The sequence below is a fragment of the Streptomyces sp. NPDC111656 genome, from assembly GCF_055656965.1.
Map to the genome: position 1 here is coordinate 100,487 of NZ_JBVKCA010000006.1, position 26,441 is coordinate 126,927.

22 protein-coding genes are annotated in these 26,441 nt (G+C 71.7%); 12 read left to right on the forward strand and 10 right to left on the reverse strand.

Features of this window, described 5'->3' with window-relative positions; all coding sequences use genetic code 11:
- Window positions 1-80: 80 nt before the first annotated feature.
- The 3 genes from ACZ7M3_RS19420 to ACZ7M3_RS19430 form a co-directional block, all read right to left on the reverse strand.
- The gene (locus ACZ7M3_RS19420) at window positions 81-1,913 is read right to left on the reverse strand and encodes an urease accessory protein UreH domain-containing protein (protein WP_472064706.1); all 1,833 of its coding nucleotides are present in this window, start codon (window positions 1,911-1,913) and stop codon (window positions 81-83) included.
- A complete protein-coding gene (locus ACZ7M3_RS19425; RefSeq protein WP_472064708.1) occupies window positions 1,910-3,493 on the reverse strand; it encodes a tetratricopeptide repeat protein in 1,584 nt (527 codons plus the stop codon). The genes ACZ7M3_RS19420 and ACZ7M3_RS19425 overlap by 4 nt, the downstream gene beginning before the upstream one ends.
- A 139-nt stretch (window positions 3,494-3,632) precedes the next feature.
- On the reverse strand, window positions 3,633-5,156 hold the full coding sequence (locus ACZ7M3_RS19430; protein WP_388532255.1) for a DUF4331 domain-containing protein: 1,524 nt from the start codon (window positions 5,154-5,156) through the stop codon (window positions 3,633-3,635).
- Between the two features lie 275 nt (window positions 5,157-5,431).
- Between ACZ7M3_RS19430 and ACZ7M3_RS19435 the strand changes: the two genes are divergently transcribed.
- From ACZ7M3_RS19435 to ACZ7M3_RS19445, 3 genes are all read left to right on the forward strand, one after another.
- The gene (locus ACZ7M3_RS19435; RefSeq protein WP_351303632.1) at window positions 5,432-5,974 is read left to right on the forward strand and encodes a sigma-70 family RNA polymerase sigma factor; all 543 of its coding nucleotides are present in this window, start codon (window positions 5,432-5,434) and stop codon (window positions 5,972-5,974) included.
- A 250-nt stretch (window positions 5,975-6,224) separates the two neighbouring features.
- Entirely contained in the window at window positions 6,225-7,049 is an 825-nt protein-coding gene (locus ACZ7M3_RS19440; protein WP_472064710.1) for an anti-sigma factor, read from the forward strand.
- Between the two features lie 115 nt (window positions 7,050-7,164).
- Window positions 7,165-7,434, forward strand: a complete 270-nt coding sequence (locus ACZ7M3_RS19445) for a hypothetical protein (protein WP_095855504.1) — start codon at window positions 7,165-7,167, stop codon at window positions 7,432-7,434.
- Window positions 7,435-7,682: 248 nt separating this feature from the next.
- Here the strand turns inward: ACZ7M3_RS19445 and ACZ7M3_RS19450 are convergent, their stop codons facing one another.
- Both ACZ7M3_RS19450 and ACZ7M3_RS19455 read right to left on the reverse strand, forming a co-directional pair.
- Window positions 7,683-8,465 (reverse strand): ABC transporter permease, encoded by a 783-nt coding sequence (locus ACZ7M3_RS19450; protein ID WP_472064712.1) that lies wholly within the window; start codon window positions 8,463-8,465, stop codon window positions 7,683-7,685.
- A complete protein-coding gene (locus ACZ7M3_RS19455; RefSeq protein ID WP_472064714.1) occupies window positions 8,462-9,430 on the reverse strand; it encodes an ATP-binding cassette domain-containing protein in 969 nt (322 codons plus the stop codon). Before ACZ7M3_RS19455 ends, ACZ7M3_RS19450 begins: the two co-directional genes overlap by 4 nt.
- Window positions 9,431-9,494: 64 nt before the next feature.
- Here ACZ7M3_RS19455 and ACZ7M3_RS19460 point away from each other — a divergent pair, with 64 nt between their 5' ends.
- Window positions 9,495-10,208 (forward strand): TetR/AcrR family transcriptional regulator, encoded by a 714-nt coding sequence (locus ACZ7M3_RS19460; protein ID WP_472064716.1) that lies wholly within the window; start codon window positions 9,495-9,497, stop codon window positions 10,206-10,208.
- Between the two features lie 27 nt (window positions 10,209-10,235).
- On the opposite strand, the gene ACZ7M3_RS19465 is transcribed toward ACZ7M3_RS19460, so the two are convergent.
- From ACZ7M3_RS19465 to hmgA, 3 genes are read right to left on the reverse strand one after another with little or no spacing between them, the layout of a single operon-like run.
- Window positions 10,236-11,426, reverse strand: a complete 1,191-nt coding sequence (locus tag ACZ7M3_RS19465) for a type ISP restriction/modification enzyme (RefSeq protein WP_472065227.1) — start codon at window positions 11,424-11,426, stop codon at window positions 10,236-10,238.
- A 41-nt stretch (window positions 11,427-11,467) separates the two neighbouring features.
- Window positions 11,468-12,217, reverse strand: coding sequence for a GntR family transcriptional regulator (locus tag ACZ7M3_RS19470; RefSeq protein WP_054231081.1), 750 nt, complete (start codon window positions 12,215-12,217; stop codon window positions 11,468-11,470).
- A 28-nt stretch (window positions 12,218-12,245) separates the two neighbouring features.
- A complete protein-coding gene (gene hmgA, locus ACZ7M3_RS19475) occupies window positions 12,246-13,586 on the reverse strand; it encodes a homogentisate 1,2-dioxygenase (RefSeq protein WP_472064718.1) in 1,341 nt (446 codons plus the stop codon).
- A 201-nt stretch (window positions 13,587-13,787) separates the two neighbouring features.
- On the opposite strand from hmgA, the gene ACZ7M3_RS19480 reads away from it, so the two are divergent.
- The 8 genes from ACZ7M3_RS19480 to ACZ7M3_RS19515 all read left to right on the forward strand — a co-directional run bounded on the left by ACZ7M3_RS19480 (window position 13,788) and on the right by ACZ7M3_RS19515 (window position 24,662).
- A complete protein-coding gene (locus ACZ7M3_RS19480) occupies window positions 13,788-14,435 on the forward strand; it encodes a nuclear transport factor 2 family protein (protein ID WP_472064720.1) in 648 nt (215 codons plus the stop codon).
- On the forward strand, window positions 14,432-15,049 hold the full coding sequence (locus tag ACZ7M3_RS19485) for a TetR/AcrR family transcriptional regulator (RefSeq protein ID WP_351303655.1): 618 nt from the start codon (window positions 14,432-14,434) through the stop codon (window positions 15,047-15,049). The genes ACZ7M3_RS19480 and ACZ7M3_RS19485 overlap by 4 nt, the downstream gene beginning before the upstream one ends.
- A gap of 163 nt (window positions 15,050-15,212) precedes the next feature.
- Window positions 15,213-17,471, forward strand: a complete 2,259-nt coding sequence (locus ACZ7M3_RS19490) for a molybdopterin oxidoreductase family protein (RefSeq protein ID WP_472064722.1) — start codon at window positions 15,213-15,215, stop codon at window positions 17,469-17,471.
- Between the two features lie 154 nt (window positions 17,472-17,625).
- Window positions 17,626-19,056, forward strand: coding sequence for a CitMHS family transporter (locus ACZ7M3_RS19495; RefSeq protein WP_472064724.1), 1,431 nt, complete (start codon window positions 17,626-17,628; stop codon window positions 19,054-19,056).
- Window positions 19,057-19,176: 120 nt separating this feature from the next.
- Window positions 19,177-20,406 carry an MFS transporter gene (locus ACZ7M3_RS19500; protein ID WP_472064726.1) on the forward strand — a complete coding sequence of 410 codons (1,230 nt, stop codon included), beginning with the start codon at window positions 19,177-19,179 and terminating at the stop codon, window positions 20,404-20,406.
- A gap of 247 nt (window positions 20,407-20,653) precedes the next feature.
- Window positions 20,654-21,997 (forward strand): ABC transporter ATP-binding protein, encoded by a 1,344-nt coding sequence (locus ACZ7M3_RS19505; protein ID WP_472064728.1) that lies wholly within the window; start codon window positions 20,654-20,656, stop codon window positions 21,995-21,997.
- Between the two features lie 114 nt (window positions 21,998-22,111).
- Window positions 22,112-23,500, forward strand: coding sequence for an aldehyde dehydrogenase family protein (locus ACZ7M3_RS19510; protein WP_472064730.1), 1,389 nt, complete (start codon window positions 22,112-22,114; stop codon window positions 23,498-23,500).
- Between the two features lie 79 nt (window positions 23,501-23,579).
- Entirely contained in the window at window positions 23,580-24,662 is a 1,083-nt protein-coding gene (locus tag ACZ7M3_RS19515; protein WP_472064732.1) for a Zn-dependent alcohol dehydrogenase, read from the forward strand.
- Here ACZ7M3_RS19515 and ACZ7M3_RS19520 read toward each other — a convergent pair.
- Both ACZ7M3_RS19520 and ACZ7M3_RS19525 read right to left on the reverse strand, forming a co-directional pair.
- Entirely contained in the window at window positions 24,659-25,627 is a 969-nt protein-coding gene (locus ACZ7M3_RS19520) for a DMT family transporter (RefSeq protein ID WP_472065229.1), read from the reverse strand. The two genes, ACZ7M3_RS19515 and ACZ7M3_RS19520, sit on opposite strands and share 4 nt — an antisense overlap.
- Window positions 25,628-25,700: 73 nt before the next feature.
- Window positions 25,701-26,426 (reverse strand): metalloregulator ArsR/SmtB family transcription factor, encoded by a 726-nt coding sequence (locus ACZ7M3_RS19525; RefSeq protein ID WP_351303676.1) that lies wholly within the window; start codon window positions 26,424-26,426, stop codon window positions 25,701-25,703.
- Between the last annotated feature and the right edge of the window lie 15 nt (window positions 26,427-26,441).

Sequence of the window (26,441 nt, forward strand, 5' to 3'; positions counted from 1 at the left end):
GTCCCCCATTCGTATCCGCTGTGCATCCGCGTGATGTCTCTTCGCGATGTCTCTTCGCGTGATTTCTCCCCAAAAGTAGCTCAGCCGAGTGCGGATGCCGCCCCCTTGAACACCAATCCAGCCCCCAGGGCGACGACGATCAACGCCGAACCCAGGGGAGCGGTCCTGCGGATCAGGGCCGCGGCCGGTCCCCCTGCCCACCGGGGACGCTTCGCCAGCGCCCGGTTCATCCCGTCGCCCAGCTTGACGACGGCGAACCCGGCCGCCGTGAGCGTCAGGGCGAGACCGACGCCGTACGCCAGGACGAGAAGGAGGCCGAACCACGCCTGTCCCAGCGCCGCCGCGCCCACCAGGACGACCACGGCGGAGGGGCTGGGCACGAGTCCGCCGGCGAATCCGAGCAGGATCGTCCCGCGGAGGGTGGGGGCCACCTCGTGGGTGTGGGTGAAGCCGCCGTGGGTGTGTTCGAGGGTGGGGGAGACGGCGGGGTCGTGCGCGTGGGGGTGAGGGTGCGCGTGGTCGTGGTGGTGGCCATGGGCGTGGTCGTGGTCGTGGCCGTGGTCGTGGTCGTGGGAATGTCCGCGCTCGTGCCCGTGTGGGTGCGGCTTGCTGTCCGTCGCCGTCGCCGTCGCCGTTGCCGTCGCGGCGGACGCGTGGGCGTGGGCGAGGACCAGGGGGCGTTCGCGCTCTTCGGCGTGCTCGTGGCCGTGCTCGTGCTCGTGGTCGTCAGCGTGGCTGTGCGCGTGGTGGTCATGGGCGTGAGCGTGGTCATGGGCGTGGTCGTGCGCGTGTCCGTGAGCGTGGTCGTGGGCGTGCTCAAGTCCGGGTCGCCGCGGCCGGTTGCGCCAGGCCCGGCGTACGAGCGTGGCACCCGCGAAGGTCACCAGGACGCCGCTGGCGATGCCGAGCCACGCGATCACGGAGGGCGCCGCGGCCGAACCGGCCGTCACCAGGAGGCCGAGGGCGACCACGCCCAGGGTGTGGGTGACCGTGACGGAGGCGGCCAGCGGCAGGACGTCCCGCAGTCCCGCCTTGCCGCCGCGCGCCGCGGCCGTCGCGGCCATCAGGGTCTTGCCGTGACCGGGCGCGAGCGCGTGCATGGCGCCCAGGAACACGGAGATGAGCAGGGCCAGCGCGGCGAAGCCGACGGTGAGGTGATGGCGGGCCACCAGGTTGTTCAGCGCCTCGGTCCAGCGGTCGGCGCCCCGGGGCAGTACGGAGGCGCCGGGGGCTTGCGTCCGCTCCTCGACGAGGGCGGGGCCGCCGGGGCGAATCCGCAGGGACGCGGTCGCGGTGTCGGCGGGGGAGGAGAGCAGTGCCTTGGGGTAACTGGTCAATTCGCGCGACACCGACTTGGTCGGTACGTCCGAGGCGGTGAGCGTCATCCGGTCGCCGCGCGCGGTGATCTCGCGCCAGCCGGGTCCCCGGTCGGCACCTGCGCTGTGGAAGCCGAGCGAGACCGTGCTCTGCTTGGGCAGCGCGGCCGTCAACCGGCACTCCACACGAAGGGTGTTGAGCCCGGCCTGTCCGGGGCGCAGCTTCGCTCGGCTCGTGGCGACGGAGAGCGTGGCCGGATGTCCGTCGACGGTGACCTTGCTGCCGTTCGCGGCCGTCTCGCAGCGCTGCCGGGCCCAGTCCGTCATACCGAGCTTCTCGAGGTCGGGCTTGGCCTGGGTGGCCGGGATCTCGGCGAGGTCCTCGACGTGGTCGACGCGCAGCTGCCCGGGGGCGGCGACGAGTCCGTCGTACCGGTTGACGGTGAAGTTGCCGAGCGGATGCGCGCTCGCGGCCCCGGTGGGGACGAGGACGAGGGCGCAGGCGGCGGTGAGGACGGCCGCGCAGGAGGCCAACAGCCGACGCGACCTCCCCCGCGGGGACTTCGCCCGCAGGCCGTGCGTTCGAGCGGGCCTCACTTGCCCTCCCCCAGAGCCTTGCGAGCCGCACGGGCACCCAGGGGTGAGAAGCCCGCGTTCAGGTCGAGGGCCGACTTCAGCGAGGCGCGGGCCTCCTTCTCATGACCGGTGGCGCGCTCGATCATGCCGCGGTGGTAGAGGAAGGACGCGTTGCGGTAGCCGGTGGCCGTGGCCTGGCGGGCGTACGGCAGAGCTTCCTTGTCGCGGCCGTTGACGTGCAGCGCCCAGGCGAGCGCGTCCGCCGTGTGCACGGTGTGGCGGCGGGCCCACTCGGCGCGGGCCGCCTTGAGCGCGTCGCCCCGGTTGCCGTGGTCGGCGGCGGCGAGGGCGGTGTCCAGGTCGGCGTTGACACCGTAGGAGTGGGCCAGCGAGACCCAGGCGGTCACCAGGGCGTACTGGTCACGGGCCTTCTGCGCGTCGCCGGCCCGGCCGCGCGCCTCGTACAACTCACCCAGTTCGACCAGCGGTTGGGGGAGCGGGTAGCGCTCCACGACCTGCTCCATCCCCTTGATCGCCGCCGCCTGGTCGCCCTTCGCGGCCTGGGCGCGGGCGCGGCCTTCGAGCGCGGGGAGGTAGCTGTCGTCGGCGGCCAGGGCTCGGGCGTAGTACTTCAGTGCGGAGTCGTAGTCGCCCTGGTTCCAGGCGAGTTGGCCGAGCGCCGCCGCCACGTACGAGACGTCGCCCCGGCTCGTCGCCGTGTCGAGCGCCTGCTGAAGGACGCGGCGGGCGGTCAACACATCGCCGCGCAGCTCGTGGACGTAGGCGTACCGGGTGAAGACGGGGACGCCCGGTCGGCGCGAGTCGGCCAGGTCGGCGGCCTTCGAGGCGTCGGCGTAGCGGCCGAGTTCGACGAGCGCGTCGATACGGGAGGAGAGGGCGCGCTCGCTGTACGGGTTCTCCTTGAGCACCTTGTCCGCGTAGGTCAGGGCGCCGGTGAAGTCGTGCCGCGCCGCGGCGAGGGCGGCGCGGCCGGCGAGCGCCGACTCGTTGTCGGGACGCAGCTTCAGGGAGTGGTCCAGTGCCTGCTGCGCCTGGGGGTAGCGGGAGGGGTCGCCCTTGGTGCGGGCCTGCTCGACGTACGCGAGTCCGAGGGTGGCCCAGCTGTCGAAGTCCTTGGGCTGGGTGCGGAGATGGGCCTGCAGCGAGGTGATGCTGGCGTCGAGGTCCCCGCCGGCCAGCAACTCCGGCGACACGGCGCCGGTCGCGGCGGCGACCGCGGTGCCCGAGCCGTCCCGCAGGGCCCCGACGATCACGGCCCCGGCGGTGAGAGCGAGAGCCAACGAGGCGGCGCAGAGGCCGAGTTGGACCGCCCGCCAGCGACGTGTCGAGGCGGACACCCGCCGGACGGCGGCGACGCGTTCATCGGCCACGGGCGGGTGGTCTTCCGCCACGGACAAGTGGTCTTCGGGCACGGGCGGCTCGGCTTCGGCTTCGGCTTCGGGCAAGTGATCCTCGGCCACCGGCAGCTCGGCTTCGGGCTCGGGCGCCGGCTCGGAAGCGTCGTGCGGAGGCTGTGGGTCGGCCGTCGTCACCTCGTCGGGCTCGCCCTCCGGCGCGCTCTCGTTCGTACGCGGGGACATGCCCTCTCCTCAAAGTCCTTGGGGTGAACGGTCGTCGTGGGGGTGGGGCGGCGCGGCCCGCGGTGTGGGGGGTGGTGGGGTGCGGGCCGCGCCAGTCGGTGGACCGGGCCCGGTCAACGGGCCCGGTCGCCAGGGCCGGTCAGTAGGCCCGGTTGTACATGCGGCGGCGCCACCACATGACGCCGGCGCCGATCAGCAGGACCCCGGCCACGCCCGCCGCCGCGGAACCCGCGATCAGCATGACGTCGGTGCTGCCGGAGCCCGTCTGCAGGGCGTCACCCAGCTGGTTCTTGACGTCGCTTCCGGCGCCCTTCGCCAGCGCTCCACGCGAACCCGAGGTGGGCTCGGCCACGTACGGGAACGACTTCTCGAAGCTCTTGTCGTTCTTGTCGACCGAGTCCGACAGACCGGTCTTCTGGCCCAGGAGTTCACCCTCGACGACCCGCAGCGAGGCGTCGATCACGTCGTCGGCGAGCCGACGTCCGTTCGGGAAGCCCGCCTTGTCGCCGTCGAGCACACCGAGCCGCTTGGGGTGCATGCTGGGCTTGATCGAGGTGTTGAGTCGCAGCTCCTCCGCCGGAGTCACCTTGGGCGGCTGGTTGAGACCCTTCACACCCTTCAGGAACACGTCGACCAGGTCGTTGCGCGGCTCGGCGGGCGCCTTGATCTTGTAGATCGCCTCGATGAGCTTGGGCAGCTCCGGGTTGGTGACGTTCTTCAGGAACTGCGCGTCCTCCCAGGGCGAGGACGCGTTGAACTTGTCCTTGTCCTTCTGCGGGTTGACGACCTCGTTGACCAGCGGGCTGCCCAGGCGCGAGACCTGGGTGTAGTAACCGCGGGCGTCCCTGCGCTGGACGGTCGACCAGATGCCGACGATCGGCTGGTGCGACGACTCCTGGATCATGTAGTTGGGCACCTGCAGGGCCAGCGTGTTGACGTTGTAGCCCTTGAGCGTGTCCCGCCCGACCTCGGACAGGTTGCCGCCGTACAGCAGGTCGAAGACCCGCAGATCGGCGAAGAAGGGGTCGTCCGCCTGGCCGGCGAAGGTCGTCGAGTCACCCGCGAGCTTGTACACGGCCTGGTTGCGCAGCTTCGTGTAGTCGGGCATCGACGCCTTGCCGACGTTCGACGGCGCGACCGGGATGTCGTCGGCGACCTTCGTCTTGGAGATCACCTTCTGCTTGTGCAGCCGCAGCAGATCGATGTCGTAGGTCTGCGTGATGTTCAGGTCCGGGTCGTCCAGGCTGTTGACCGGGCCCGTGTTGTAGAGGAACGTGTCGCCGTTCTTACGGTGCGTCTTGAAGGTGTACCGGTACACCAGCTCGCTCTGCGCGTCACCGTCGTTGTCGATGTGGATGTCGTACTGGGCGTCGTCGGCGAACGTGTAGAAGTTCGGCCCGCCGGCCGGCTCCTCGAAGGGTATGAAGTTCGCGATGACGGTCGTCGTGTCCGGCTTGTCCGGGCTGACGAATGCGTACAGGTCGGTGTTGTCGTACTGGGGAGTGCCCGAGATGAGCGGGGCCTCCCGGTGACTGGAGGCGGAGGCCGCCCCGGGGTCCAGCGCAGCTACGCCGGCGGCTACGAGCCCCCCGGCAGCCAGCGCACCGCAGACGAGGGTCGCGAGACTCCTGCGTCCCAAGCCACTCCTGGAGATAGGTGTCATGCCGTCCGTCCTCAGATCCCAATTGCCTGACGCACGCCATTCGGAGCGGTCGCCGGGGTGGATTGGTCGAATCCCAAACGTTCTTACGGCGGGTTTCGCGGCTCGTTTCATCGACGGGCCAGGTTTCTTTCACGGCACTCTCACTGACCTCTCATCACTCTTTGGCAACCGACCCGTTTTTTCCCCGTCCTGATCCGTAACCCATCCGAGTGAGCTCGCGCTGCGAAGATGTAGGTGCAGGGACAGGCCGCGCGCGGCCGGAGAGGGGGGAACGAGTGGAGGCGGACGAACTTCTGGTGCTCGTGGCCAGAGGCGACCAGAAGGCATTCGAGGAGCTGTACGGGCAGGTGTCCGGACCCGTGTTCGGACTCGTACGCCGTGTGGTGCGGGACGTGGCCCAGTCGGAGGAGGTGGCCCAGGAGGTGTTGCTCGAACTCTGGCGCTCCGCCGCGCGGTTCGACCCCGGCCGGGGCAGTGCCCTGTCCTGGATCCTCACCCTCGCGCACCGCCGCGCCGTCGACCGGGTTCGCAGCGCCCGCGCGGCCACCGAACGCGAGCAGCGTGAGGGGCAGCGCGCCCATCATCCCGCCTTCGATCAGGTCGCCGAGGAGGTGGAGGCCGGGCTCGAACGCGAGTGGGTGCGCCGCTGCCTGGAGCGGCTGACCACGCTGCAACGGCAGTCCGTCACTCTCGCCTACTACGACGGCTACACCTATCGCGAAGTCGCCGAACGCCTCTCCCTGCCGCTCGGCACGGTCAAGACACGTATGCGCGACGGACTGACACGCATGCGCCACTGCCTGGGAGGTGTGGCATGAGCGCGCGTCGGACACCGCGCCACGGGGACGGCGGGCCGGCCCGTCAGCCTGCCGCGCCCGATCAGGAGTTCGCCCGTCAGTCCGCCGCGCCGGATCAAGAGTTCATCCGCCGGCCTGCCGCGCCGGCCCCCGAGTTCGCCCACCAGGGCCGTGCTCCACACCACCGGCGCCTTCCCCCCGGCTCCCGACGCCCCCGTATCCGCGCCCTGGAACTGCCCAGCCGCGCCTCACACCCCCAGGGAGGCGTCGTATGAGCGTCCTCGACCGTCTGCTGCGCCGCGATCTGCACTCGCTCGCCGCCCCCTACGCCCTCGACGCGCTGGAACCCGACGAACGCCGCCGCTTCGAGCGCCATCTGCAGGGCTGCCCCCGGTGCGCGGCCGAGGTGCGGGAGCTGGGCGAGGACGCGGTGCGGCTCGCCTGGTCCACCACGGCACCCGCCCCGGCCGCCCTGCGCGAACGGGTCCTGACCGCCGTACGCACGACTCCTCAAGAGGCGCCGGACCCGTCGCACCCCGCCCACCCGTCGCAGGCGTTGCCGAACGGAGTGCCCCGCGGGCGCGCGGCGCACGGGCCCGCGCGCGGCCGGACCCCGCGCTTCCGGTCGCTGCTCGCCCCGCTCTCCACCGCCACCGCCGCCGCGGCGCTCGTCGTGGCGTCCCTCTTCGCCGTGCAGGCGACACAGACCCAGGACAAGCTGGACCAGGAGCGGGCCCAGGCGCGTGAGATCGCCCACGTTCTGGCGGCCCCCGACGCCCGGGCGACGAGTGATCGGGACGCACAGGGCCGCGGAATCGGAGTGGTCGCCTCCGCATCGGAGCGGCGCGCCGTCGTGACCTTGAGCGGTCTTGCCACTCCATCAGGGGGGCGCGTGCGCCAGTTGTGGCTCATGCGCCCCAACGTGCAACCGCGCTCCCTCGGGCTCTTCGAGGGCGACACGCCTTTGATAGCCGACGGACTGAGCACCAACGCCACGTCACTCGCTGTCACCGTCGAGCCGCAGGGGGGCTCTGTACAGCCCACCACCTCGCCTGTTGCACAACTCGCCCTGAAATCGGTCGGATTCGGAGAGTAACCGTCAACACCCTTACGGGGAAGGTGAATCCTGCCACCGCGATACACGAGTGCCACGAGGGAGCGATAGGGTTAGCCTGCCCGGGCCGGGTGGACTCGTACGGGTGGGGAGAGACATGGAACAGATAACAGTGCGCAGCAGGGCACGCGTCCCTGCGATCACCTGCGGGAGCAGCGCGACCAGCTCGCGCCTCGACCGCCATCTGGCGGTGCTGGGCGGCCCTGCCGTCCCGCAGCGCGAGACGGCCGAGGCGACCTCGCTGATGCGTGAGCTCACCGCGCGTGACACGACGCACGACAGCAGTGGGAGGGGCGCGCGCGTACGGCGGGTCTCGCTCTTCGCCCCTCTGAAGCGGCTGCGTCGTTCGCTGTTCGGCGGCCACTAGTACGGTCGTGCGTTACTCGAACCCGCGCTCGGGCGACCACACCGCCCTGGCGTAAGCGCTGCGTTCTCGCCGCCCGTCGTCCCCACGGCACGCAGCGCCGCCCCGGTGTGTTCCCGGAGCGCGGGTGTACCCCCGTTCGTCTTTTTGTGCGCCTCGCTCCCACCCGGCGGCGCGCGGCGGTTTCCGTCTCCCCTTCCTGCCGGCCCTCGGCCGTCGTCAACCCCGGGTGCCCGAGCCCCCGTTGGGGTTCATCGCTCCCCGGTCGCGTACCGGCGCACGGCGAGCGGCACGAACACCGCGAGCATGACGGCGCACCAGGTCAGCGCCCCGGCCACCGGATGGGTCACCGGCCAGGCCCCCTCGTCCGGCACCGGTGCGTTCCCGAAGAGGTCCCGCAGTGCCGTGGTCACCGCGCTGATCGGATTCCACTCGGCCACCGTGCGCAGCCAGCCGGGCAGGTTGTCGGTGGGGATGTACGCGTTCGAGAGCAGCGGCAGGATGAACGTCGCGCCGCCCAGTTGCCCGGCCGCCTCCTCGCTCCGTGAGGCGAGCCCCAGCACGATGCCGATCCAGGTCGTCGCGAACCGGAAGAGCAGCAGGAGTCCGACGCCGGCCACCGCCCGCAGCGCCGACCCCTCGATCCGCCAGCCCACGGCCAGCCCGACCAGCATCAGCGGCACCGTGCCCACGGCGGTGACCACGAGGTCCGCGAGCGCCTGTCCGAGCGGCACGGCGGCCCGGTTCATCGGCAGGGTACGGAAGCGGTCCATCACGCCCCGGTGCGAGTCCTGGGCGGCCTGGAACATGCCGGTCATGATCCCGTTCGCGGCGGTCGCCACCAGCAGTCCCGGCAGCAGGAAGGCGCGGTACTCCTGTCCGGGTGTCGCGAGGGCGCTGCCGAAGACATAGCCGAAGAACAGCAGCATCGTGATCGGCATGGACTGGGTGAGGATCAGCAGCCCGGGATTGTGCCGGATCCGCCGCAGGTGCCGCCCCAGCATCGCGGTCCCGCCGTACGCCAACGTGCTCATGTCACAAGCTCCTTGCGGTCGGTGCGGCCTCCGGTGAGGCGCAGGAAGACGTCGTCGAGCGTCGGCGGACGCAGGCTCGCGTCGAGCAGGGGCACCCCCGCGGCGTCGAGTTCACGGACGAGCCGGGGCAGGGTCAGTGTCGGATCGGTGGTCACCGCCCCGACCGCGTGCCGCTCCGGGGCGAACGCCGGTTCGGAGCCGGTGAGCCGGTCGAGGACGGCCGCCGCGCCGGGCATCGCGTCGGCGTGGGCGACGACGACCTCCGCGTACGAGCCGATGAGCGCCTTGAGTTCGGCGGGCGATCCGGTGTGCGCGACCCGGCCGTGGTCCACGAGCGCGATGTCGTCGGCGAGCCGGTCGGCCTCCTCCAGGTACTGCGTGGTCAGCACCACGGTCGTGCCCTCGCCCCGCAGGGCGCGCACGGCCTCCCAGATCTGGTTGCGGCTGGCCGGGTCGAGCCCGGTGGTGGGTTCGTCGAGGAAGAGCACCTCGGGGCGACGGATCAGGCTCGCCGCGAGGTCGAGGCGGCGCCGCATACCGCCCGAGTAGGTGGACGCGGGCCGGTCGGCGGCCTCGGCGAGCCCGAAGCGTTCGAGGAGTTCACCGGCGCGCGTGGGAGCGTCCCGCATCCGGTGCAGCCGCGCGAACAGCCGCAGGTTCTCCCGGCCGGTCAGGTCGCCGTCGACGGAGGCGTACTGCCCGGTGACCCCGATGGCGCCGCGCACCGCGGCCGCCTCCCGCACGAGGTCGTGCCCGGCGATCCGCGCGGACCCCGCGTCGGGCCGCAGCAGCGTGGTGAGCAGGCGCACCGCCGTGGTCTTGCCCGCGCCGTTCGGTCCGAGCACCCCGCAGACGGTGCCCGCGGCCACCGCGAGATCGAGCCCGCGCACCGCGTGGACGACCTCCCCCTTGGTTCCGAAGCTCTTCTCCAGACCTTCACTAAGTACGGTGTACGTAGTTGTCATGGGGTGACCATAGCTCACTACGTACGCTGTACGTAACTAGGATGGTGGCGAGGTGATCGACGACATGACAGGGCGCAGTGCCGTACCCGAAGTGATCTGGGCCCGCCCCGAGCGTGCGGGCCGTGGTCCGCGGGCGGCCTACAGCCGGACGGACATCGCGGCCGTCGCGGTGCGGATCGCGGACGCGGACGGGCTCGACGCGGTCTCGATGCGGCATGTGGCCACCGAGCTGGGCTGCGGCACGATGTCGCTGTACAACTACGTCCCGCGCAAGGAGGACCTGTACGAACTGATGGTTGACGCCATCAGCGGTGAGCACGAGCCCTGGGAGCCGACGGGCGACTGGCGCGCCGACATGCTCCGGGTCGCCCATCAGACCCGTGCCCTCATGCACCGCCACCCGTGGCTGCCGCGCCTGATGTCCCCGGTCTACGGCTTCAGCCCCAACGCCCTGCGCTACCTGGAGCACTGTCTCGTCTGCCTCGACCCGCTGGACGCGTCGTACGGCACGAAGATGGAGCTGATCGCGATGCTCAACGGCGTGGTGACGACGTACGTGGGCAACGAACTGGCCACCGCCGAGCGCACCCGCTCCCTGCCCTGGTCCGCGGAGCAGGAGCAGGCGATGCGGATCGCCTACCTCGGCAGCCGGATCGCGACCGGCGCGTATCCGCGGATGGCGGCCGCCTTCACGCAGGACGCGGGCCCGATCGACCTGGAGGCGGTGTTCGAGCGGGCGCTGGGGCGGGTGCTGGACGCGTTCGAACCGAAGGGTTAGATCTACGGGGCTGTCGGACCTATGGGGTCAGATGAGCGCGAACTGTCCTTCTGGGCCTTCTTCGTGATGATCGAGGACGGAAGCGGGCCGGTGCGCCGCCTCCGGAACCGGCAGCACACCCGCCTCGCGCAGCTCGGTCCGCGTGATCGGCTGACCGATCGTCAACTCGGCCAGCTGGGGGCGGAGTTCCGCGAGCAAGGTCAGCACCGTGACGAGTTCCAGCAGCTCGGACGTCCAGGTCTGCTGCCAGCCGGCGGGCCGGATCGCCTCCAGGGTGCCCGGCTCGGGTGGTTCCGCCGGCTCGGTCCTGGCCGCGAACCACTGCTCCAGGACGCGCACGCCGCCCACCTCGAAGTCCCAGGCCTGTGGCGGCACGGGCGAGATACGGCCCTCGTCGAGGAGGAGGGCCTCCTCGTCGCGGTCGTAGCGCACGTCGACGGGGCGTGACGGGAGCGGGGCGCGGACATAGGGGCGGCGGCCCCCGGGGAGCTTGGGGCGCTCGCCGTCGCGGCGCATCAGCCACAGCATCCGGCGTCCCAACCCGACGCCGTGCGCCCACGCCTGCGGGTCCGCGGTGAGCGGGACGGCGCATCCGTCACGGCCCGACCGTGCGACCGCGACCGCCCAGGCGAGCACGTCGACGGGGTCGGGGGAGTGGCCGAGGCGGGTGCCGAGGTGCTCCACCAGGCCGGGCGCCAGATTCGGTTCGCGGCCCCCGGGGCGCCGGTGGAGGGGGCGGACACGGCCGCCGCGACCGGCGCCCAGCGGCAGCACGGACGCGACGAGCAGCACCGGCCCCGACGTGTCCGACGCCGCCGTCTGCTCCATCACGAACATCTGCCGCTCGTCGGCCACCCGCCACAGCTCGGGGCGCGCCGCGTCGATCAGCCGGTGGTCCGGGATCAGCCACTGCTCGTCGAACGGGCCGTGCAGGACGCGGACCGGCTCCGGACAGGGCCCCGACTCGCGCTCCAGCCGGGCCGTCCCGCTGGACTGCCCCGGCAGCTGTCCGACGGCCGAGTGCGTGGTGCGCGAGCGCGTCGGGCCGAACAAGGCCTCGCGGCCCTGCCCCTCGGCCTTCATCAGCGTGTCCCAGCGCGCCTTCAGGGACGCCGCGTCGGGCGCCGTCGGCCACCCCCGGCCCAGCCTCGGCGGTGCGACGGACCACGGCATGAGGTCCGCGAGCAGCGGAGCGTCGTCGTGCGTCACGCCCGGCATCGTACGACGTGCGCGCTGCGCGCCGGTCTCGTACGCCATCGTCAGTGGGCGTCGAGGGTGACCGTGAAGGAGAAGCGGTCACCGCGGTAGTGGATGCGGGCCACGTCCAGGGCGCGGCCGTCCTCGCCGTGCACGATGCCCGTGTAGTGCAGGATCGGGCTGAGCAGCGGCACCTGGAGCAGCCGGGCCGTCTCCGGATCCGCGAGCCGCGCCTCCACCGTGTCGGTGATCCGGCTGATGCGGACGCCCACCACGTCCCGCAGCACCTTGGTCATGGGCCAGCGCACCAGGTCCTGCGGGTCGATCCGCGCGGCCAGTTCGGGACGGACGTAGTTGCGCGCGTGGTTCGTCGGCTCACCGGTCTTCTCGTCGCCGCGCAGCCGGTGGTACGTCCCCACCTCGGCCAGATCCGGGAAGTACTCGGCGAGTTCGGCCGGCACCGGCACGCTCCCGTGGTCCAGCAGCTCGGTCGTCATGCCCGACTGCTGTGCGACGATCGTGTCCACCGAGCCCAGCAGCCGCACCGGAGCGCCCCGTTGCGCGCTCGGTTCGATGAACGTGCCCCGCCGCCGATGGCGGGTGATCAGTCCCTCGTCCTCCAGTTCCTTGAGCGCCTGCCGCATGGTGAGCACACTCACCCCGTAGTGACCCGCCAACCGCTCCTCGGTCGGCAGGCGCAGCGGTTCCTGGGGCGAGCGCCCGAGTATCGAGGCACGCAGGGACTGCGACACCTGGTACCAGAGCGGGAGTTTGCGGTTCAGGACGATCGAGTCCGGGGCGAAGGAGGTCACGAGGGATATCCGTACCGGTCGCCGACGCTCAGTGCAACGGGCCGAAGTGCCGCTGGAGGCCCTGCCACACGCCGTCGTACCCGTGCTGCAGATGCTCCGCGTGCGCCGCCTGCGCCGTGGCGGTCACCGGCCACCGGGTCTCGAACATGAACGCCAGCCCGTCGTCGATCTTCTGCGGCCGCAGCTCGGCGGCGCCGGCCCGGTCGAAGGTCTCCCGGTCCGGCCCGTGCGCCGACATCATGTTGTGCAGCGAACCGCCCCCCGGAACAAAGCCCTCCGCCTTCGCGTCGTACGCCCCCTCGATGAGCCCCATGTACTCGCTCATCACGTTCCGGTGGAAGTACGGCGGCCGGAAGGTGTCCTCGCCCACCAGCCAGCGCGGCGCGAACACCACGAAGTCGACCCCGGCGAGGCCCGGGGTGTCGCTCGGCGAGGTCAGCACCGTGAAGATCGACGGGTCCGGGTGGTCGTAGCTGATCGTGCCGATCACATTGAAACGGCGCAGGTCGTAGACGTACGGCACATGGTTGCCGTGCCAGGCGACGACATCCAGCGGCGAGTGGTCGTACGTCGCCGTCCAGAGGTTGCCGCAGAACTTGTTGACCACCTCCACCGGGCCCTCGACATCCTCGTACGCGGCGACGGGGGCGAGGAAGTCCCGCGCGTTGGCGAGCCCGTTGGCGCCGATCGGGCCGAGGTCGGGCAGCTGGAAGGGCGCCCCGTAGTTCTCGCACACATAGCCGCGGGCCGTCGGGCTCTGCCCGCCGTCGGACGCGGCGTCCAGCAGCTCCACCCGGAAGCGGACCCCACGGGGAATCAGCGCCACCCCGCCCGGCTCCACGTGCAGCAGCCCGAACTCGGTCCGCAGCAGCAGCCCGCCGCGCTCCGGCACGATCAGCAGCTCCCCGTCGGCGTCACTGAAGACGCGGTCCATCGAGGAATCGGCGTGATACAGGTGCACGGCCATGCCGGTGCGCTGGGTCGCGTCGCCGTTGCCACCCAGCGTCCACAGGCCCGCGAGGAAGTCCGTGCCCCGCGCCGGCTCCGGCAGCGGGTTCCAGCGCAGCCGGTTCGGGTCGGGCTCGGTCTCCGTGAAGGGCGCCGAGCGCAGCGCGCCGTTGTCCGTGCGCGTGAACGCGGGGTGCGCGGCCGACGGACGGATCCGGTACAGCCACGAACGCCGGTTGTGCGCCCTCGGCTCCGTGAACGCCGTACCGCTCAGCTGCTCCGCGTACAGCCCGAGAGGGGCGCGCTGGGGCGCGTTGCGGCCGTGCGGCAGCGCTCCGGGGAGCGCCTCCGAGCTGTGTTCGTTGCCGAATCCGGTGAGGTAGGTCAGCCTCTCGGCCGTCTTCCTCGCGTCCCCGCTCATGATCGCTCCCTCGCGCCTGATTCCTATGCTTCACCGTAGGATTCAGTTTTTTCGCGCGCAAGAGGTACGCCGAGGTGCGTGGCCGACGAACGCGCGGCGCCGGGACCTCCGCGCGGAGTACGCCCCAGGGTCGGCGGCACGGCCCAAGAACCCGACTCCAGGGGGATCCGCCTGTCAGAGCGTTGTTCTAATGTCCCCGGCATGTCGTGGAAGCGTGGAGTGCTCGCCGCGCTCGCGGTCTGCGCCCTGCTCGGCGCGTCGGCGGGCTGCGGCACCGGCGCCGCACACGAGCGGAGGGACGCGGTGTCGCCCTCACCCGTGGGCAAAATCCTGGACGATACGGATAAAGAAGGACGGCACTACCGTGAGGTCGACAAGAAGAGCGCACCCGAGGTCGCCATCGAGGTCCAACCGGCCTCCGACGACGGCTGGGACGTCCGCCTGACCGTCCACCGCTTCCGCTTCTCGCCCGCCGCCGCCAAGGCGGAGGCCGTGGCCGGCCGCGGCGTCGCGCTGCTGTCCCTGGACGGCCGGAACCTCGCCACCCTGCGCACCGCCGAGTACCACCTCGCCGGCGGCCTGGTCCCACGCGGCACCCACCACGTCACCGCGCGCCTGTACGCCGACGACCGCACGGCGTGGGCCGTCCACGGCAAGCCCGTCGAGAGCACGGCGGACATCACCGCCTCCGGGGCCGCCGCCTCGACCCGGCCGTCGGCACCTGCCACGCCGCCCCCGTCGAGCCCGTCGGCCCCCGCGTCGACACCGACATCGACGGTGAGCGGGAGCGGCGTCGCGGGCCGTAACGACACGCGAGGTTCACCGGATCCCGGCGGAAAGGCATCATGAAGCCTGTGCCCCAAGCGACCTCGCTGCGCCGCGCGCCCGTTCAGCGGCGCAGCGCCGAACGACTGACCAGGATCCTCGACGCCTGTGCCGACCTTCTCGACGAGGTCGGCTACGACGCCCTGAGCACCCGGGCCGTGGCCCAGCGCGCGGGCGTCCCCATCGGCTCCGTCTACCGCTTCTTCGGCAACAAGCGCGCCATGGCCGACGCACTGGCCCAGCGCAACCTCGAGCGCTACACCGAACGCGTCACCGAACGCCTCCGGGCGACAGGCGCACAGGGCTGGCGCGCCGCCATGGACGCCGTGCTCGACGAGTACCTCGCCATGAAGCGCACCGCCCCCGGCTTCTCCCTCGTCGACTTCGGCAACCAGATACCCGTCGGCGTCCGCGACGCCGAGCCCAACACCCGCGTCGCCGACCGCCTCACCGACCTCCTCTCCGCCTTCCTCGACCGCACCCCCGACGAAGACCTCCGGCGCACCTTCCTGGTCGCTGTGGAGACCGCCGACAGCCTGGTCCACCTGGCCTTCCGTATCGCCCCGGAGGGGGACGAGCGGATCATCGGCGAGACGCGGGAGCTGCTGCGCGCGTATCTGGCCAGGGTTCTGGACTGAACCGCTGCACCGCCCTGCCGCTCCACCGCTGCAGCGCGCGGGCCGGGGGCAGGCTCGCGATTTCCCGACCTCACCCCCTTCAGGCCCTCCCTCCCATCCGTACCGGTCGGTATGCTCGGCCGAGTCCGTGTGCCACCGCCGCCACCGTCCTCCGGGAGGACCCGTGTCCCGCACCTCCGGCGCCACCCCCGACTCCCGCACCGCCCTGCGCGTCTGCCCCCTCTGCGAGGCCACCTGCGGGCTGACCCTCACCATCGAGGGCACCCGGGTCACCGGCGCCCGCGGCGACCGCGACGACGTCTTCAGCAAGGGGTTCATCTGCCCCAAAGGCGCCTCCTTCGGCGCCGCCGACGGCGACCCCGACCGGTTGCGCACCCCGCTCGTCCGCACGGACGGCGAACTGCGCGAGGCCACCTGGCAAGAGGCCTTCGACGCGATCGCGGCGGGCCTCGGCCCGATCGTCGAGCAGTACGGCCCGCACGCCCTCGGCATCGTCCTCGGCAACCCGAACGTGCACACCATGGCCGGCGCCCTCTACCCGCCCGTCCTGCTCACCGCGCTGCGCACCCACAACGTCTTCACCGCCTCCACGCTCGACCAGATGCCCAAACACGTCTCCAGCGGCCTGCTCTACGGCGACGCGGGCGCGATCCCGGTCCCGGACCTCGACCACACCGACCACCTCCTCCTGATCGGCGCCAACCCCCTGGAATCCAACGGGAGTCTGTGCACCGCCCCCGACTTCCCCGGCAAGCTCAAGGCACTGCGCGCCCGCGGCGGCACCCTGACGGTCATCGACCCGCGCACCACCCGTACCGCCAAACTCGCCGACCGCCACGTGACCGTCCGCCCCGGCACCGACGCCCTGCTGCTCGCCGCGATGACGCACGTCCTCTTCGAGGAGAAACTCGTCGACCTGCGCGACCTCGCCCCGCACGTCCAGGACGTCGAAGATCTCGCCACCGCCGTACGGGACTTCACCCCCGAGGCCGCGAGCGAGGCCTGCGACGTGGACGCCGACACCATCCGCGCGCTCGCCCGCGAACTCGCCGCCGCCCCCACCGCCGCCGTCTACGGCCGCATCGGCAGCTGCACCGTCCCGCACGGCACCCTCGCCAGCTGGCTCGTCGACGTCCTCAACATCCTCACCGGCAACCTCGACCGCCCCGGTGGTGCCCTCTTCCCGCAGGCCGCCACCGACAAGACCCCCCGCCCCGCCGGACCCGGCCGCGGCTTCGCGCTCGGCCGCTGGCACAGCCGGGTGAGCCGCCACCCCGAGGCCAAGGGCGAACTGCCGCTCGCCGCACTCGCCGAGGAGATCGACACCGCCACACCCGAGGGCAGCCCCGTCCGCGCCCTCATCGCCATCGCCGCCAACCCCGTCCTGTCGGCGCCCGACGGCAACCGCCTCGACAAGGCCCTCGACTCCCTCGACTTCATGGTCAGCGTCGACCCGTACCTGAACGAGACCGCACGCCACGCCGACGTCGTGCTGCCGCCGCCCCCGCCCTCCCAGAGCGCCCACCACGACTTCGCCTTCAACACCCTCGCCGTACGCAACCAGGTCCGCTACAACCGCCCCGCCGTCCCCCTCGAACCGGGCCGCATGGCCGAGACCGAGATCCTCGCCCGGCTGGTGCTCGCCGCGACCGGCATGCACGGCGCCGACCCGTCCGCCGTGGACGCCATGGTCATCGACTCCACCCTCGGCAAGGCCGTCCAGGACCCGCACGGACCCGTCCACGAACGCGACCCGAAGGAACTCGCCACACGGCTCACCGGCGAGAGCGGACCCGAACGCAGGCTCGACATGATGCTGCGCCTCGGCCCGTACGGCGAGGGCTTCGGCGCCCGGCCCGACGGCCTGAGCCTGGAGAAACTGCTCGCCCACCCGCACGGCATCGACCTCGGACCACTGCGCCCACGTCTGCCGCAGCCACTGAAGACGCGCAGCGGAAAGATCGAGCTGCTGCCGGCACCGATTGTCGACGATCTTCCCCGGCTGCGCGCCGCCCTGCGTGAGCGTCCGGCCGCGATCGTCCTCGTCGGCCGGCGCCATCTGCGCTCCAACAACAGCTGGATGCACAACGTCCCCGCCCTCACCGGCGGCACCAACCGCTGCACCCTGCACATCCACCCCGAGGACGCGGCACGCCTCGGCCTCGCCGACGGGGCGGCCGTGCGCGTCAAGGGCGCCGGGGGAGAAGTGGTCGCCCCGGCCGAGGTCACGAACACCGTACGACGCGGGGTGGTGAGCCTGCCGCACGGCTGGGGACACGACCGCCCCGGCACCCGGATGAGCCATGCGGCCCTCGAACCGGGCGTCAACGTCAACCAGCTCCTCGACGGCTCGCTCCTCGACCCGCTGTCGGGTACGGCGGTGCTCAACGGGGTACCGGTGGAGCTCGCAGCGTGCCCGTAGCGGGCCTCCGCTCACCGAGACAAGCCTGTGACCTGGAGTTTTGCGCTTATTGCTCGCGTGTCAACATCTTGTTAAGGCAATCTTGCCCGACCTAACGTCATCGCACCGCCGTCCCTGGTGGGAGTTCAAGGGCGAACGATAGGTAATCCAACTCATGCTGACCATCCTCGGCTTCACCATGATCGCGACCTTCCTGGTCCTGATCATGCTGAAGAAGATGTCGCCGATCGCGGCGCTCGTGCTGATCCCGGCACTCTTCTGTGTCTTCGTCGGAAAGGGCGCCAAGCTCGGTGACTACGTCATCGACGGCGTCACCAGCCTCGCCCCCACGGCGGCGATGCTGATGTTCGCGATCGTCTACTTCGGAGTGATGATCGACGTCGGCCTCTTCGACCCGATCGTGAGGGGGATCCTCAAGTTCTGCAAGGCCGACCCGCTGCGGATCGTGGTCGGCACGGCGGTCCTCGCCGCGATCGTCTCCCTGGACGGCGACGGCTCGACCACCTTCATGATCACGGTCTCGGCGATGTACCCGCTGTACAAGCGCCTCAAGATGAGCCTGGTCGTGATGACCGGCGTCGCCGCCATGGCCAACGGCGTCATGAACACGCTCCCCTGGGGCGGCCCCACGGCCCGTGCCGCGACCGCGCTGAAGCTCGACGCCAGCGACATCTTCGTCCCGATGATCCCGGCCCTCGCCGTCGGCCTGCTCGGCGTCCTCGCCCTCTCGTACGTCCTCGGACGCCGCGAGCGCAAGCGGCTCGGCGTGCTGACGCTGGACGAGGTCCTGGAGCCGGAGACCGAGACGGTGCTCGTCGGCGCGGGTGCGGGCGCCTCCGGCGACGGCGCCGCCGCCGTCGCGAAGAAGGCGGCACGCACGGGTGGTTCGGGCTCCGGCACCGGCTCCGGCACCGACGCCGATCTGCCCGAAGCGGACGACGACTTCCAGGGTCTCGACCCCCACCGCGCCACCCTGCGCCCCAAGCTCTACTGGTTCAACGCGCTCCTCACGGTCACGCTGCTCACCGCCATGATCATGGAATGGCTGCCGATCCCGGTCCTCTTCCTGCTCGGCGCCGCACTCGCGCTCACCGTCAACTTCCCCCACATGCCCGACCAGAAGGCCCGCCTCGGCGCCCACGCCGAGAACGTCCTCAACGTCTCCGGCATGGTCTTCGCCGCCGCCGTCTTCACCGGCGTCCTCCAGGGCACCGGCATGGTCGACCACATGTCCAAGTGGCTGGTCTCCAACATCCCCGACGGGATGGGCCCGCACATGGCCCTCGTCACCGGTGTCCTCAGCATCCCGCTCACCTACTTCATGTCGAACGACGGCTTCTACTTCGGTGTCCTCCCGGTCCTCGCCGAAGCGGGCCAGGCGCACGGAGTCTCGTCCCTGGAGATCGCCCGCGCCTCGCTCGTCGGCCAGCCGCTGCACATGTCCAGCCCGCTGGTGCCCGCCGTATACGTCCTTGTCGGCATGGCGAAGGTCGAGTTCGGAGACCACACGAGGTTCGTGGTGAAGTGGGCGGCGCTGACTTCGCTGGTGGTGTTGGGGGCGGGGATTCTGTTCGGCATCATCTGACGGACGGATGTCGACTGACAGTTTTCGTCATCTGTTACCTGTCATCTGAAATCCGTCATCTGTCACCTGTTCTCTGAAATCCGTCATCTGTTATCCGTCATCGGATGGAGGGGTGTCCCCGTGGGGCCCGGTCGGAACCGCGGCTGGCTGCTGCGTCTCGTCATCGCCTTCGGCTTCGCGCAGGGGGCGGTGTCGATGGCCCGGCCCGCCGTCTCCTATCGGGCCCTCGCCCTGGGCGCCGACGAACGCGCCATCGGTGTCATCGCCGGCGTGTACGCCCTGTTGCCCCTCTTCGCCGCCGTACCGCTGGGCCGCCGTACCGACCACGGACGTTGTGCCCCGCTGCTGCCCGTCGGAGTCGTCCTCATCGCCGGCGGTTGCGCGCTCAGCGGTACGGCGGACTCGCTGGGGGCGATGGCTGCCTGGAGCGGGGTGATGGGCCTGGGTCACCTCTGCTTCGTCATCGGTGCCCAGTCGATCGTGGCCCGGCAGTCCGCGCCGCACGAACAGGACCGCAACTTCGGCCATTTCACCATCGGCGCCTCCCTGGGCCAACTGGTCGGGCCGATCGTCGCGGGCCTTCTGATCGGGGGTCCGGACCGGGCGGGCAGCAGCGCGCAGGCCCTGCTCGTGGCGGGTGCGCTCGCCGCGGTGTCGTTCACCTCGCTCTGGCGCATCGAGCACCGTACGCCCGCCGAGTCCCGTACGGCTCAGGGCGAGCGTGTGCCCGTGCACCGCATTCTGCGTGCCCGGGGCGTACCCGCAGGCATCCTCATCAGCCTTTCCGTGCTGTCCGCGACGGACATCCTGACCGCGTATCTGCCCGTCGTCGGCGAGCACCGGGGCATCGCGCCGTCCGTGATCGGTCTGCTGCTCAGCCTGCGCGCGGCGGCGACCATCGCCTGCCGACTGGTCATGACGCCGATGCTGCGAGTGCTGGGCCGGGCGGCGCTGCTCACCGCGACCTGTCTGGTGGCCGGTGTGCTGTGCGCGGGCCTCGCGCTGCCCGTGCCGGTGTGGGCGCTGGCCGCGATGCTGCTGGTCCTCGGCTTCTGTCTGGGCGTCGGCCAGCCGCTGTCCATGACGACGGTCGTGCAGGCCGCCCCGGACGAGGCCCGCTCCACGGCCCTGGCCCTGCGGCTGACCGGCAACCGCCTGGGGCAGGTGGCCGCCCCGGCCGCGGCGGGACTGGTCGCCGGGGTCGCCGGTGTGGCCGCGCCGTTCGTGATGCTGGGCGCGCTGCTGGTGCTGTCGTCGGGGGTCGCGCTGCGCTCGCCGAGGAAGGCGCCCGCAGGCCGCACCGAGCCCGTACGGCCCGCAGTGCCCCTGCGCCGCAAGAGCGACATCTGACCTTCCCGACCGGCCCGACGAGGGTGCGGTGACGTGTCTGTCGGGCCGGTAGGCGATCGTCCGTTTCCGCCGCGCCCGAACAGGGACGGGAACCGAGGCGGGAACCGACACGCCGGATCCCGCCGGGTGTCTTCCCCCGGGTGGTCGCGGTCCGTTAACTTCCGTGACTCATACGTCCCTTGCGGCCCGCTCGGGGCGTCTCGACCGCGGAGCGACAGCGCCCTTTGAGCCCCCGGGGGCACCCTTCATGACACGCGCCATCTCCCTGCACCAGGTCAGCAAGTCGTATACGCGCGGTGTCCGCGTGGTGGAGCGGCTGTCGCTGGACATCCGGCCGGGCGAGTTCCTCGTCCTGCTCGGTCCCTCCGGCTGCGGCAAGTCGACCGTGCTCAGGATGATCGCCGGCCTGGAGAACGCCACCGAGGGCGAGGTACGCCTCGACGGTGAGGACGCGGGCGATCTGCCGCCGTCCGAGCGGGACATGGCGATGGTCTTCCAGAACTTCGCCCTCTATCCGAGCATGACGGGCCGCGACAACATCGGCTTCCCGTTGCGCATCGAGACCCCCGGCGAGGACCCGCGTCCGCGGGTCGACGCCACCGCCCGGATGCTCGGCATCGAGGACCTCCTCGACCGTTTCCCCCACCAGCTGTCGGGCGGCGAGCGCCAGCGCGTGGCGATGGGACGTGCGATCGCCCGCCACCCTTCCGCCTTCCTGATGGACGAGCCGCTCTCCAACCTCGACGCCAAGCTCCGCAACCACCTGCGCGCCGAGATCGCCTCGCTCACCAGGGAGTTGGGCGTCACCACGGTGTACGTCACCCACGACCAGGCCGAGGCGCTGTCGCTCGGCGACCGGGTCGCCATCCTGCGTGGCGGCGTCCTCCAGCAACTGGACACACCCCGTACGGTCTACGCGCTGCCCGCGAACGTCTTCGTCGCCGCCTTCATCGGCACCCCGCGCATCAATCTGCTGCGCGGCATGGTGCGGGCCCCGCTCGACGGGGCCATGTCGATCAGCCTCGGAAAGCAGTATCTGCCGTTGCGCGAGCCCTGGTCGGTGGATCAGCGGTTGCTGCGGGTGCAGCAGGGCCGCGAGGTCATCGTCGGGCTGCGTTCCGAGGCCGTCCGCCTGGCCGAGCCCTCGGAGGCCCGGCCGGGCGAGGTGGCGATCAGCGGTCTCGTCGAGCATGTGGAGTTCCAGGGGCACGAGGTGCTCGTCCACTTCAACACCGGCTCGCGGCCCGCGTTCGTCCCGGATCTGGAGGCACCGCGCCCGGTCCGCCCGGTCGGGCGCCGCCGTCGCCAGGGCTCGCTCCTCGACCGTCTCCGGGACCGCCGGGCCGGTCTGCGGGCCGGCCCGGTGGTCGACCTCGACGACCCCGCCGACGTGGGTCCCGCGCGCGACGACGAGATACCGCCGGAGGGCCGGCTCCCCGGCGACCTGGTGGTCCGCACCACCCCCGACTTCGACCTCCGTCACGGCATGCAGGTGCCCCTCCTCGTCGACCTCGCCCATCTGTTCGTCTTCGACCAGCACGGCGAACGCATCTGCCCCGCTCCGGCGCGGCTGCCGGACCTGGACGAGTGAGGTGAGCAGGGTGAGTCGCGGGAAGACGTCTGGCGCCTGAAAACTAACACCGCTAGTTTGTGGGTCGGACGACGCCGCGAGGCGGACGGTACGCCCCCGCCCGGGAGGAACACGATGAAGGCACATGACGGCATGTACATCGACGGTGCCTGGCGCCCCGCGGCAGGGACGGACACCATCGAGGTCGTGAACCCGGTGGACGAGCAGGTTCTCGGCCGGGTTCCGGCGGGCACGGCCCAGGACGTCGACGCCGCCGTACGGGCCGCCCGCACCGCCTTCCCGGCCTGGGCCGCGACCCCGCCCGCCGAGCGGGCCGCGCGGCTCGGTGCCCTGCGTGACGTCCTCACCGCACGCAAGGACGAGATCGCCGAGACGGTCACGGCGGAGCTCGGCTCCCCGCTGTCCTTCTCGCAGGCGGTCCACGCGGCCGTACCGATCCTGGTCGCGGGCTCGTACGCCGAACTGGCGGCCACCTACGCCTTCGAGGAGAAGGTCGGCAACTCGACCGTCTACCAGGAGCCGATCGGTGTGGTCGGCGCGATCACGCCCTGGAACTACCCGCTGCACCAGATCGTCGCCAAGGTCGCCCCCGCGCTCGCGGCGGGCTGCACGGTCGTCCTGAAGCCCGCCGAGGACACCCCGCTCACCGCCCAGCTGTTCGCCGAGGCGGTCGCGGAGGCGGGCGTCCCGGCGGGCGTCTTCAACCTCGTCACCGGCCTCGGCCCGGTCGCGGGCCAGGCCCTCGCCGAACACCCGGACGTGGACCTGGTCTCCTTCACGGGCTCCACGGCGGTGGGGCGGCGGATCGGAGCGACGGCCGGTGCGGCCATCAAGCGGGTCGCCCTCGAACTCGGCGGCAAGTCCGCCAACGTCATCCTGCCGAGCGCCGACCTCGCCAAGGCCGTCAACGTCGGCGTCGCCAACGTGATGTCCAACTCCGGCCAGACGTGCAGCGCCTGGACCCGCATGCTCGTGCCCGCCGCCCGGTACGAGGAGGCGGTCGAACTCGCCGCGACCGCCGCGGCGAAGTACGGAGACCGCATCGGCCCGGTCGTCAACGCCAAGCAGCAGGCGCGGGTGCGCGGATACATCGACAAGGGCGTCGCCGAGGGCGCCCGGCTCGTCGCGGGCGGCCCCGAATCCCCGCGCGAGCAGGGGTACTTCGTCCAGCCGACCGTCTTCGCGGACGTCACCCCGGAGATGACGATCGCGCAGGAGGAGATCTTCGGCCCGGTGCTGTCGGTGATCCCGTACGAGGACGAGGAGGACGCCGTCCGGATCGCCAACGGCACGGTGTACGGGCTCGCGGGCGCGGTGTGGGCGGGCGACGAGGCCGAGGCGGTCGCCTTCGCGCGACGGCTCGACACCGGGCAGGTCGACATCAACGGCGGCCGGTTCAACCCCAGTGCCCCGTTCGGCGGTTACAAGCAGTCGGGGGTCGGACGGGAGCTGGGCGCGCACGGCCTGTCCGAGTACCTCCAGACGAAGTCCCTCCAGTTCTGACCCGTTCCACTCCACTCCACTCCACTCCGTTCCACTCCATTCCAGTCAGTTCCAGAGTTCTGGGCCGAGGAGCTTCTACGTGGTTCGCGCTGCCGTACTTCCCGCCGTGGGCGCCGCCCTGGAGATCGTCGAGATCGACCTCCCGGCGCCCGGTCCCGGCCAGGTCCGCGTCCGGCTGGCCGCCGCCGGGGTCTGCCACTCCGACCTCTCGCTGTCCGACGGCACCATGCGGGTGCCCGTCCCCGCCGTCCTCGGCCACGAGGGTGCCGGGACCGTCGTCTCTGTCGGGGAGGGCGTGACGGGTGTCGCGCCCGGCGACGGAGTCGTCCTCAACTGGGCGCCCTCCTGCGGAAGTTGTCACGCCTGCTCGCTGGGGGAGGTGTGGCTGTGCGCCAACGCGCTGACCGGCGCGGGGGACGTGTACGCGCGGCGTGCCTCCGACGGGAGCGACCTCCATCCCGGCCTGAACGTCGCGGCGTTCGCCGAGGAGACCGTCGTGGCCGCCGGCTGCGTACTCCCCGTCCCGGACGGCATCCCCCTCACCGATGCCGCCCTCCTCGGCTGCGCCGTCCTCACTGGTTACGGCGCCGTCCACCACTCGGCGCGGGTCCGTGCCGGTGAGAGTGTCGCCGTGTTCGGGGTGGGCGGGGTCGGGCTCGCGGCGCTCCAGGCGGCGCGGATCGCGGGCGCGTCGCAGGTCATCGCGGTGGACATCTCCGCGGAGAAGGAGTCACTGGCACGCGAGGCCGGTGCCACGCACTACGTCGTCGCCTCCGACGCCACCGCCCGCGAGATCCGTTCCCTCACCGGCAAGCAAGGTGTCGACGTCGCCGTCGAGTGTGTGGGCCGTGCCGTGACCATTCGCGCGGCCTGGGACTCCACCCGCCGCGGCGGACGTACGACGGTCGTCGGCATCGGTGGCAAGGACCAGCAGATCACCTTCAACGCGTTGGAGATCTTCCACTGGGGCCGTACGCTGTCCGGCTGCGTGTACGGCAACTCCGACCCCGCGCGGGATCTGCCGGTGCTGGCGGAGCATGTGCGGGCGGGGCGTCTGGATCTGGGGATGCTGGTGACCGAGCGGATCGGGCTGGACGGGATCGCGGGGGCGTTCGAGAACATGGTGGCGGGTAAGGGCGGACGAGCGCTGGTGGTGTTCTAGCCCCGGGTGGCTTGGTTGTCCGCGGGTGTGCGGGGGCCGGTCGCGCGGTTCCCCGCGTCCCTGAAAGCCTTGGACCGGGGGCGGGAGCGGGACACCGCGACTCCGGCCAGGCACAGTGCGCCGCCCGCGAGCGTGAGCAGCGCCGGTACCTCGTCGAGGAACAGCCAGGACATCGCGACGACGAGCGCGGGCACCGCGTAGGTCGTCGCGCCCATCCGGCTCGCGGTGGTCCGGGCCAGCGCGTACGCCCAGGTCGTGAACGCCAGCGCGGTCGGGAAGACGCCCAGGTAGAGCACGTTGAGGGTGGCGGTGGCCGGCGCGTGGGCCACGTCGTGGACGAGTTGCCCCGCGAACGGCAGGCACGCCACCGTCCCGACCAGACAGCCGAACGTGGTCACCTGGAGGGCGCTCGCCCGCCCGAGCGCCGGCTTCTGCGCGACGACCCCCGCCGCGTAGCCGACGGCGGCGAGCAGACACAGGACCACCCCGAGCACCGAGGACCCGCCCTCGCCGGACATCGACAGCCCCACCGCGACCGCCCCCGCGAACGACACCGCCATGCCCGCGAGCAGCCGCGGCGGCATCGCGTCGCCGAGCAGCCGGGAGCCGAGCAGCGCGATGAGGATCGGGCCGATGTTCACGACCAGAGCCGCCGTGCCGGCGTCCACCTGCTGCTCACCCCAGTTGAGCACCACCATGTAGAAGCCGAACCAGAGCAGGCCGGATATCGCGATCCCGCGCCAGGCCGCGCGCGGCGGCCACCCCTCGCCGCGTACGAGACAGAAGGCGCCCAGCGCGACGGATCCCGCCAGCAGCCGCCCGAGTGCCAGTGCGCCCGGCGAGTACGCCGCGCCCGCGCTGCGGATCGACACGAAGGCGGAGGCCCACAGCACGACCGTGACGGTCGCGGCGCCCGCGGCGAGCAGGTCCGCGCGACGGGCGGACGCGGGGGAGGTGGCGTTCATCATGGTCCCGAGGCTAGGTGGGTACGGGGCAGGGGGCTCGCGGATTTCGGACGCCGCGGTGGGGCATGGCTGCTCAGCGGAGTGCCGTCGCCTCGATGCCCAGGAGTTCCGCGAAGGCGCGCTCGCCGTCGGGCGTGACCTTGACCGCGCGCTCCGAGCCGATGCGTACGCACCAGTGGGCGTCCAGGGCGTGCCGGCACAGGGCCGCGCCTGCGGTACCCGCGAGGTGGGGGCGGCGTTCGGTCCAGTCGAGGCAGCCGCGGGTGAGGGGGCGGCGGCCGGTGCGGTTCAGGTCGATGCCTGCCTCGTCGAACCATCGCAGGCCCGCGTCCGTGAGCGCGAACCCGGTGTCCTGGCGGAGCAGGCCGCGGTGGGTGAGGGCGTCGGTGAGGGTGATGCCGAGGCGGCCGGCGAGGTGGTCGTAGCACGTGCGGGCGCGGGCCATCGCGGAGCCCGTGCCGGCTTCCCGCAGGGTGCGGGGGCGGCGGGTGGTGTCGGGTGCGACCTGGGCGGCGAGGTCCTCGACGAGTTGGGCGACGTGGGGGTCCGCGAGCCGTACGTAGCGGTGTCGGCCCTGTCGTTCCTCGGTGAGCAGGCCGCCTGCGACGAGCTTGCCCAGGTGTTCGCTGGCCGTCGAGGGGGCGACGTGGGCGTGCCTGGCCAGTTCACCCGCGGTCCAGGCGCGGCCGTCGAGCAGGGTGAGCAGGAAGGTGGCGCGGGTCTCGTCCGCGAACATTGCCGCCAGCGCGGCGAGTCCCGGTGCGACCGGATCCGTCGACCTCGTCATGCCGCCCATCATCCGCCCTCGACCGTT

Coding starts and splice junctions, on each gene's coding strand:
- ACZ7M3_RS19425 (WP_472064708.1), bottom strand. CDS start 3,493: ATGTCCCCGCGTACGAACGAGAGCGCGCCGGAGGGCGAGCCCGACGAG.
- ACZ7M3_RS19430 (WP_388532255.1), bottom strand. CDS start 5,156: ATGACACCTATCTCCAGGAGTGGCTTGGGACGCAGGAGTCTCGCGACC.
- ACZ7M3_RS19440 (WP_472064710.1), top strand. CDS start 6,225: ATGAGCGTCCTCGACCGTCTGCTGCGCCGCGATCTGCACTCGCTCGCC.
- ACZ7M3_RS19445 (WP_095855504.1), top strand. CDS start 7,165: ATGGAACAGATAACAGTGCGCAGCAGGGCACGCGTCCCTGCGATCACC.
- ACZ7M3_RS19450 (WP_472064712.1), bottom strand. CDS start 8,465: ATGAGCACGTTGGCGTACGGCGGGACCGCGATGCTGGGGCGGCACCTG.
- ACZ7M3_RS19455 (WP_472064714.1), bottom strand. CDS start 9,430: ATGACAACTACGTACACCGTACTTAGTGAAGGTCTGGAGAAGAGCTTC.
- ACZ7M3_RS19460 (WP_472064716.1), top strand. CDS start 9,495: ATGACAGGGCGCAGTGCCGTACCCGAAGTGATCTGGGCCCGCCCCGAG.
- ACZ7M3_RS19465 (WP_472065227.1), bottom strand. CDS start 11,426: ATGCCGGGCGTGACGCACGACGACGCTCCGCTGCTCGCGGACCTCATG.
- hmgA (WP_472064718.1), bottom strand. CDS start 13,586: ATGAGCGGGGACGCGAGGAAGACGGCCGAGAGGCTGACCTACCTCACC.
- ACZ7M3_RS19480 (WP_472064720.1), top strand. CDS start 13,788: ATGTCGTGGAAGCGTGGAGTGCTCGCCGCGCTCGCGGTCTGCGCCCTG.
- ACZ7M3_RS19485 (WP_351303655.1), top strand. CDS start 14,432: ATGAAGCCTGTGCCCCAAGCGACCTCGCTGCGCCGCGCGCCCGTTCAG.
- ACZ7M3_RS19495 (WP_472064724.1), top strand. CDS start 17,626: ATGCTGACCATCCTCGGCTTCACCATGATCGCGACCTTCCTGGTCCTG.
- ACZ7M3_RS19505 (WP_472064728.1), top strand. CDS start 20,654: ATGACACGCGCCATCTCCCTGCACCAGGTCAGCAAGTCGTATACGCGC.
- ACZ7M3_RS19510 (WP_472064730.1), top strand. CDS start 22,112: ATGAAGGCACATGACGGCATGTACATCGACGGTGCCTGGCGCCCCGCG.
- ACZ7M3_RS19520 (WP_472065229.1), bottom strand. CDS start 25,627: ATGAACGCCACCTCCCCCGCGTCCGCCCGTCGCGCGGACCTGCTCGCC.
- ACZ7M3_RS19525 (WP_351303676.1), bottom strand. CDS start 26,426: ATGATGGGCGGCATGACGAGGTCGACGGATCCGGTCGCACCGGGACTC.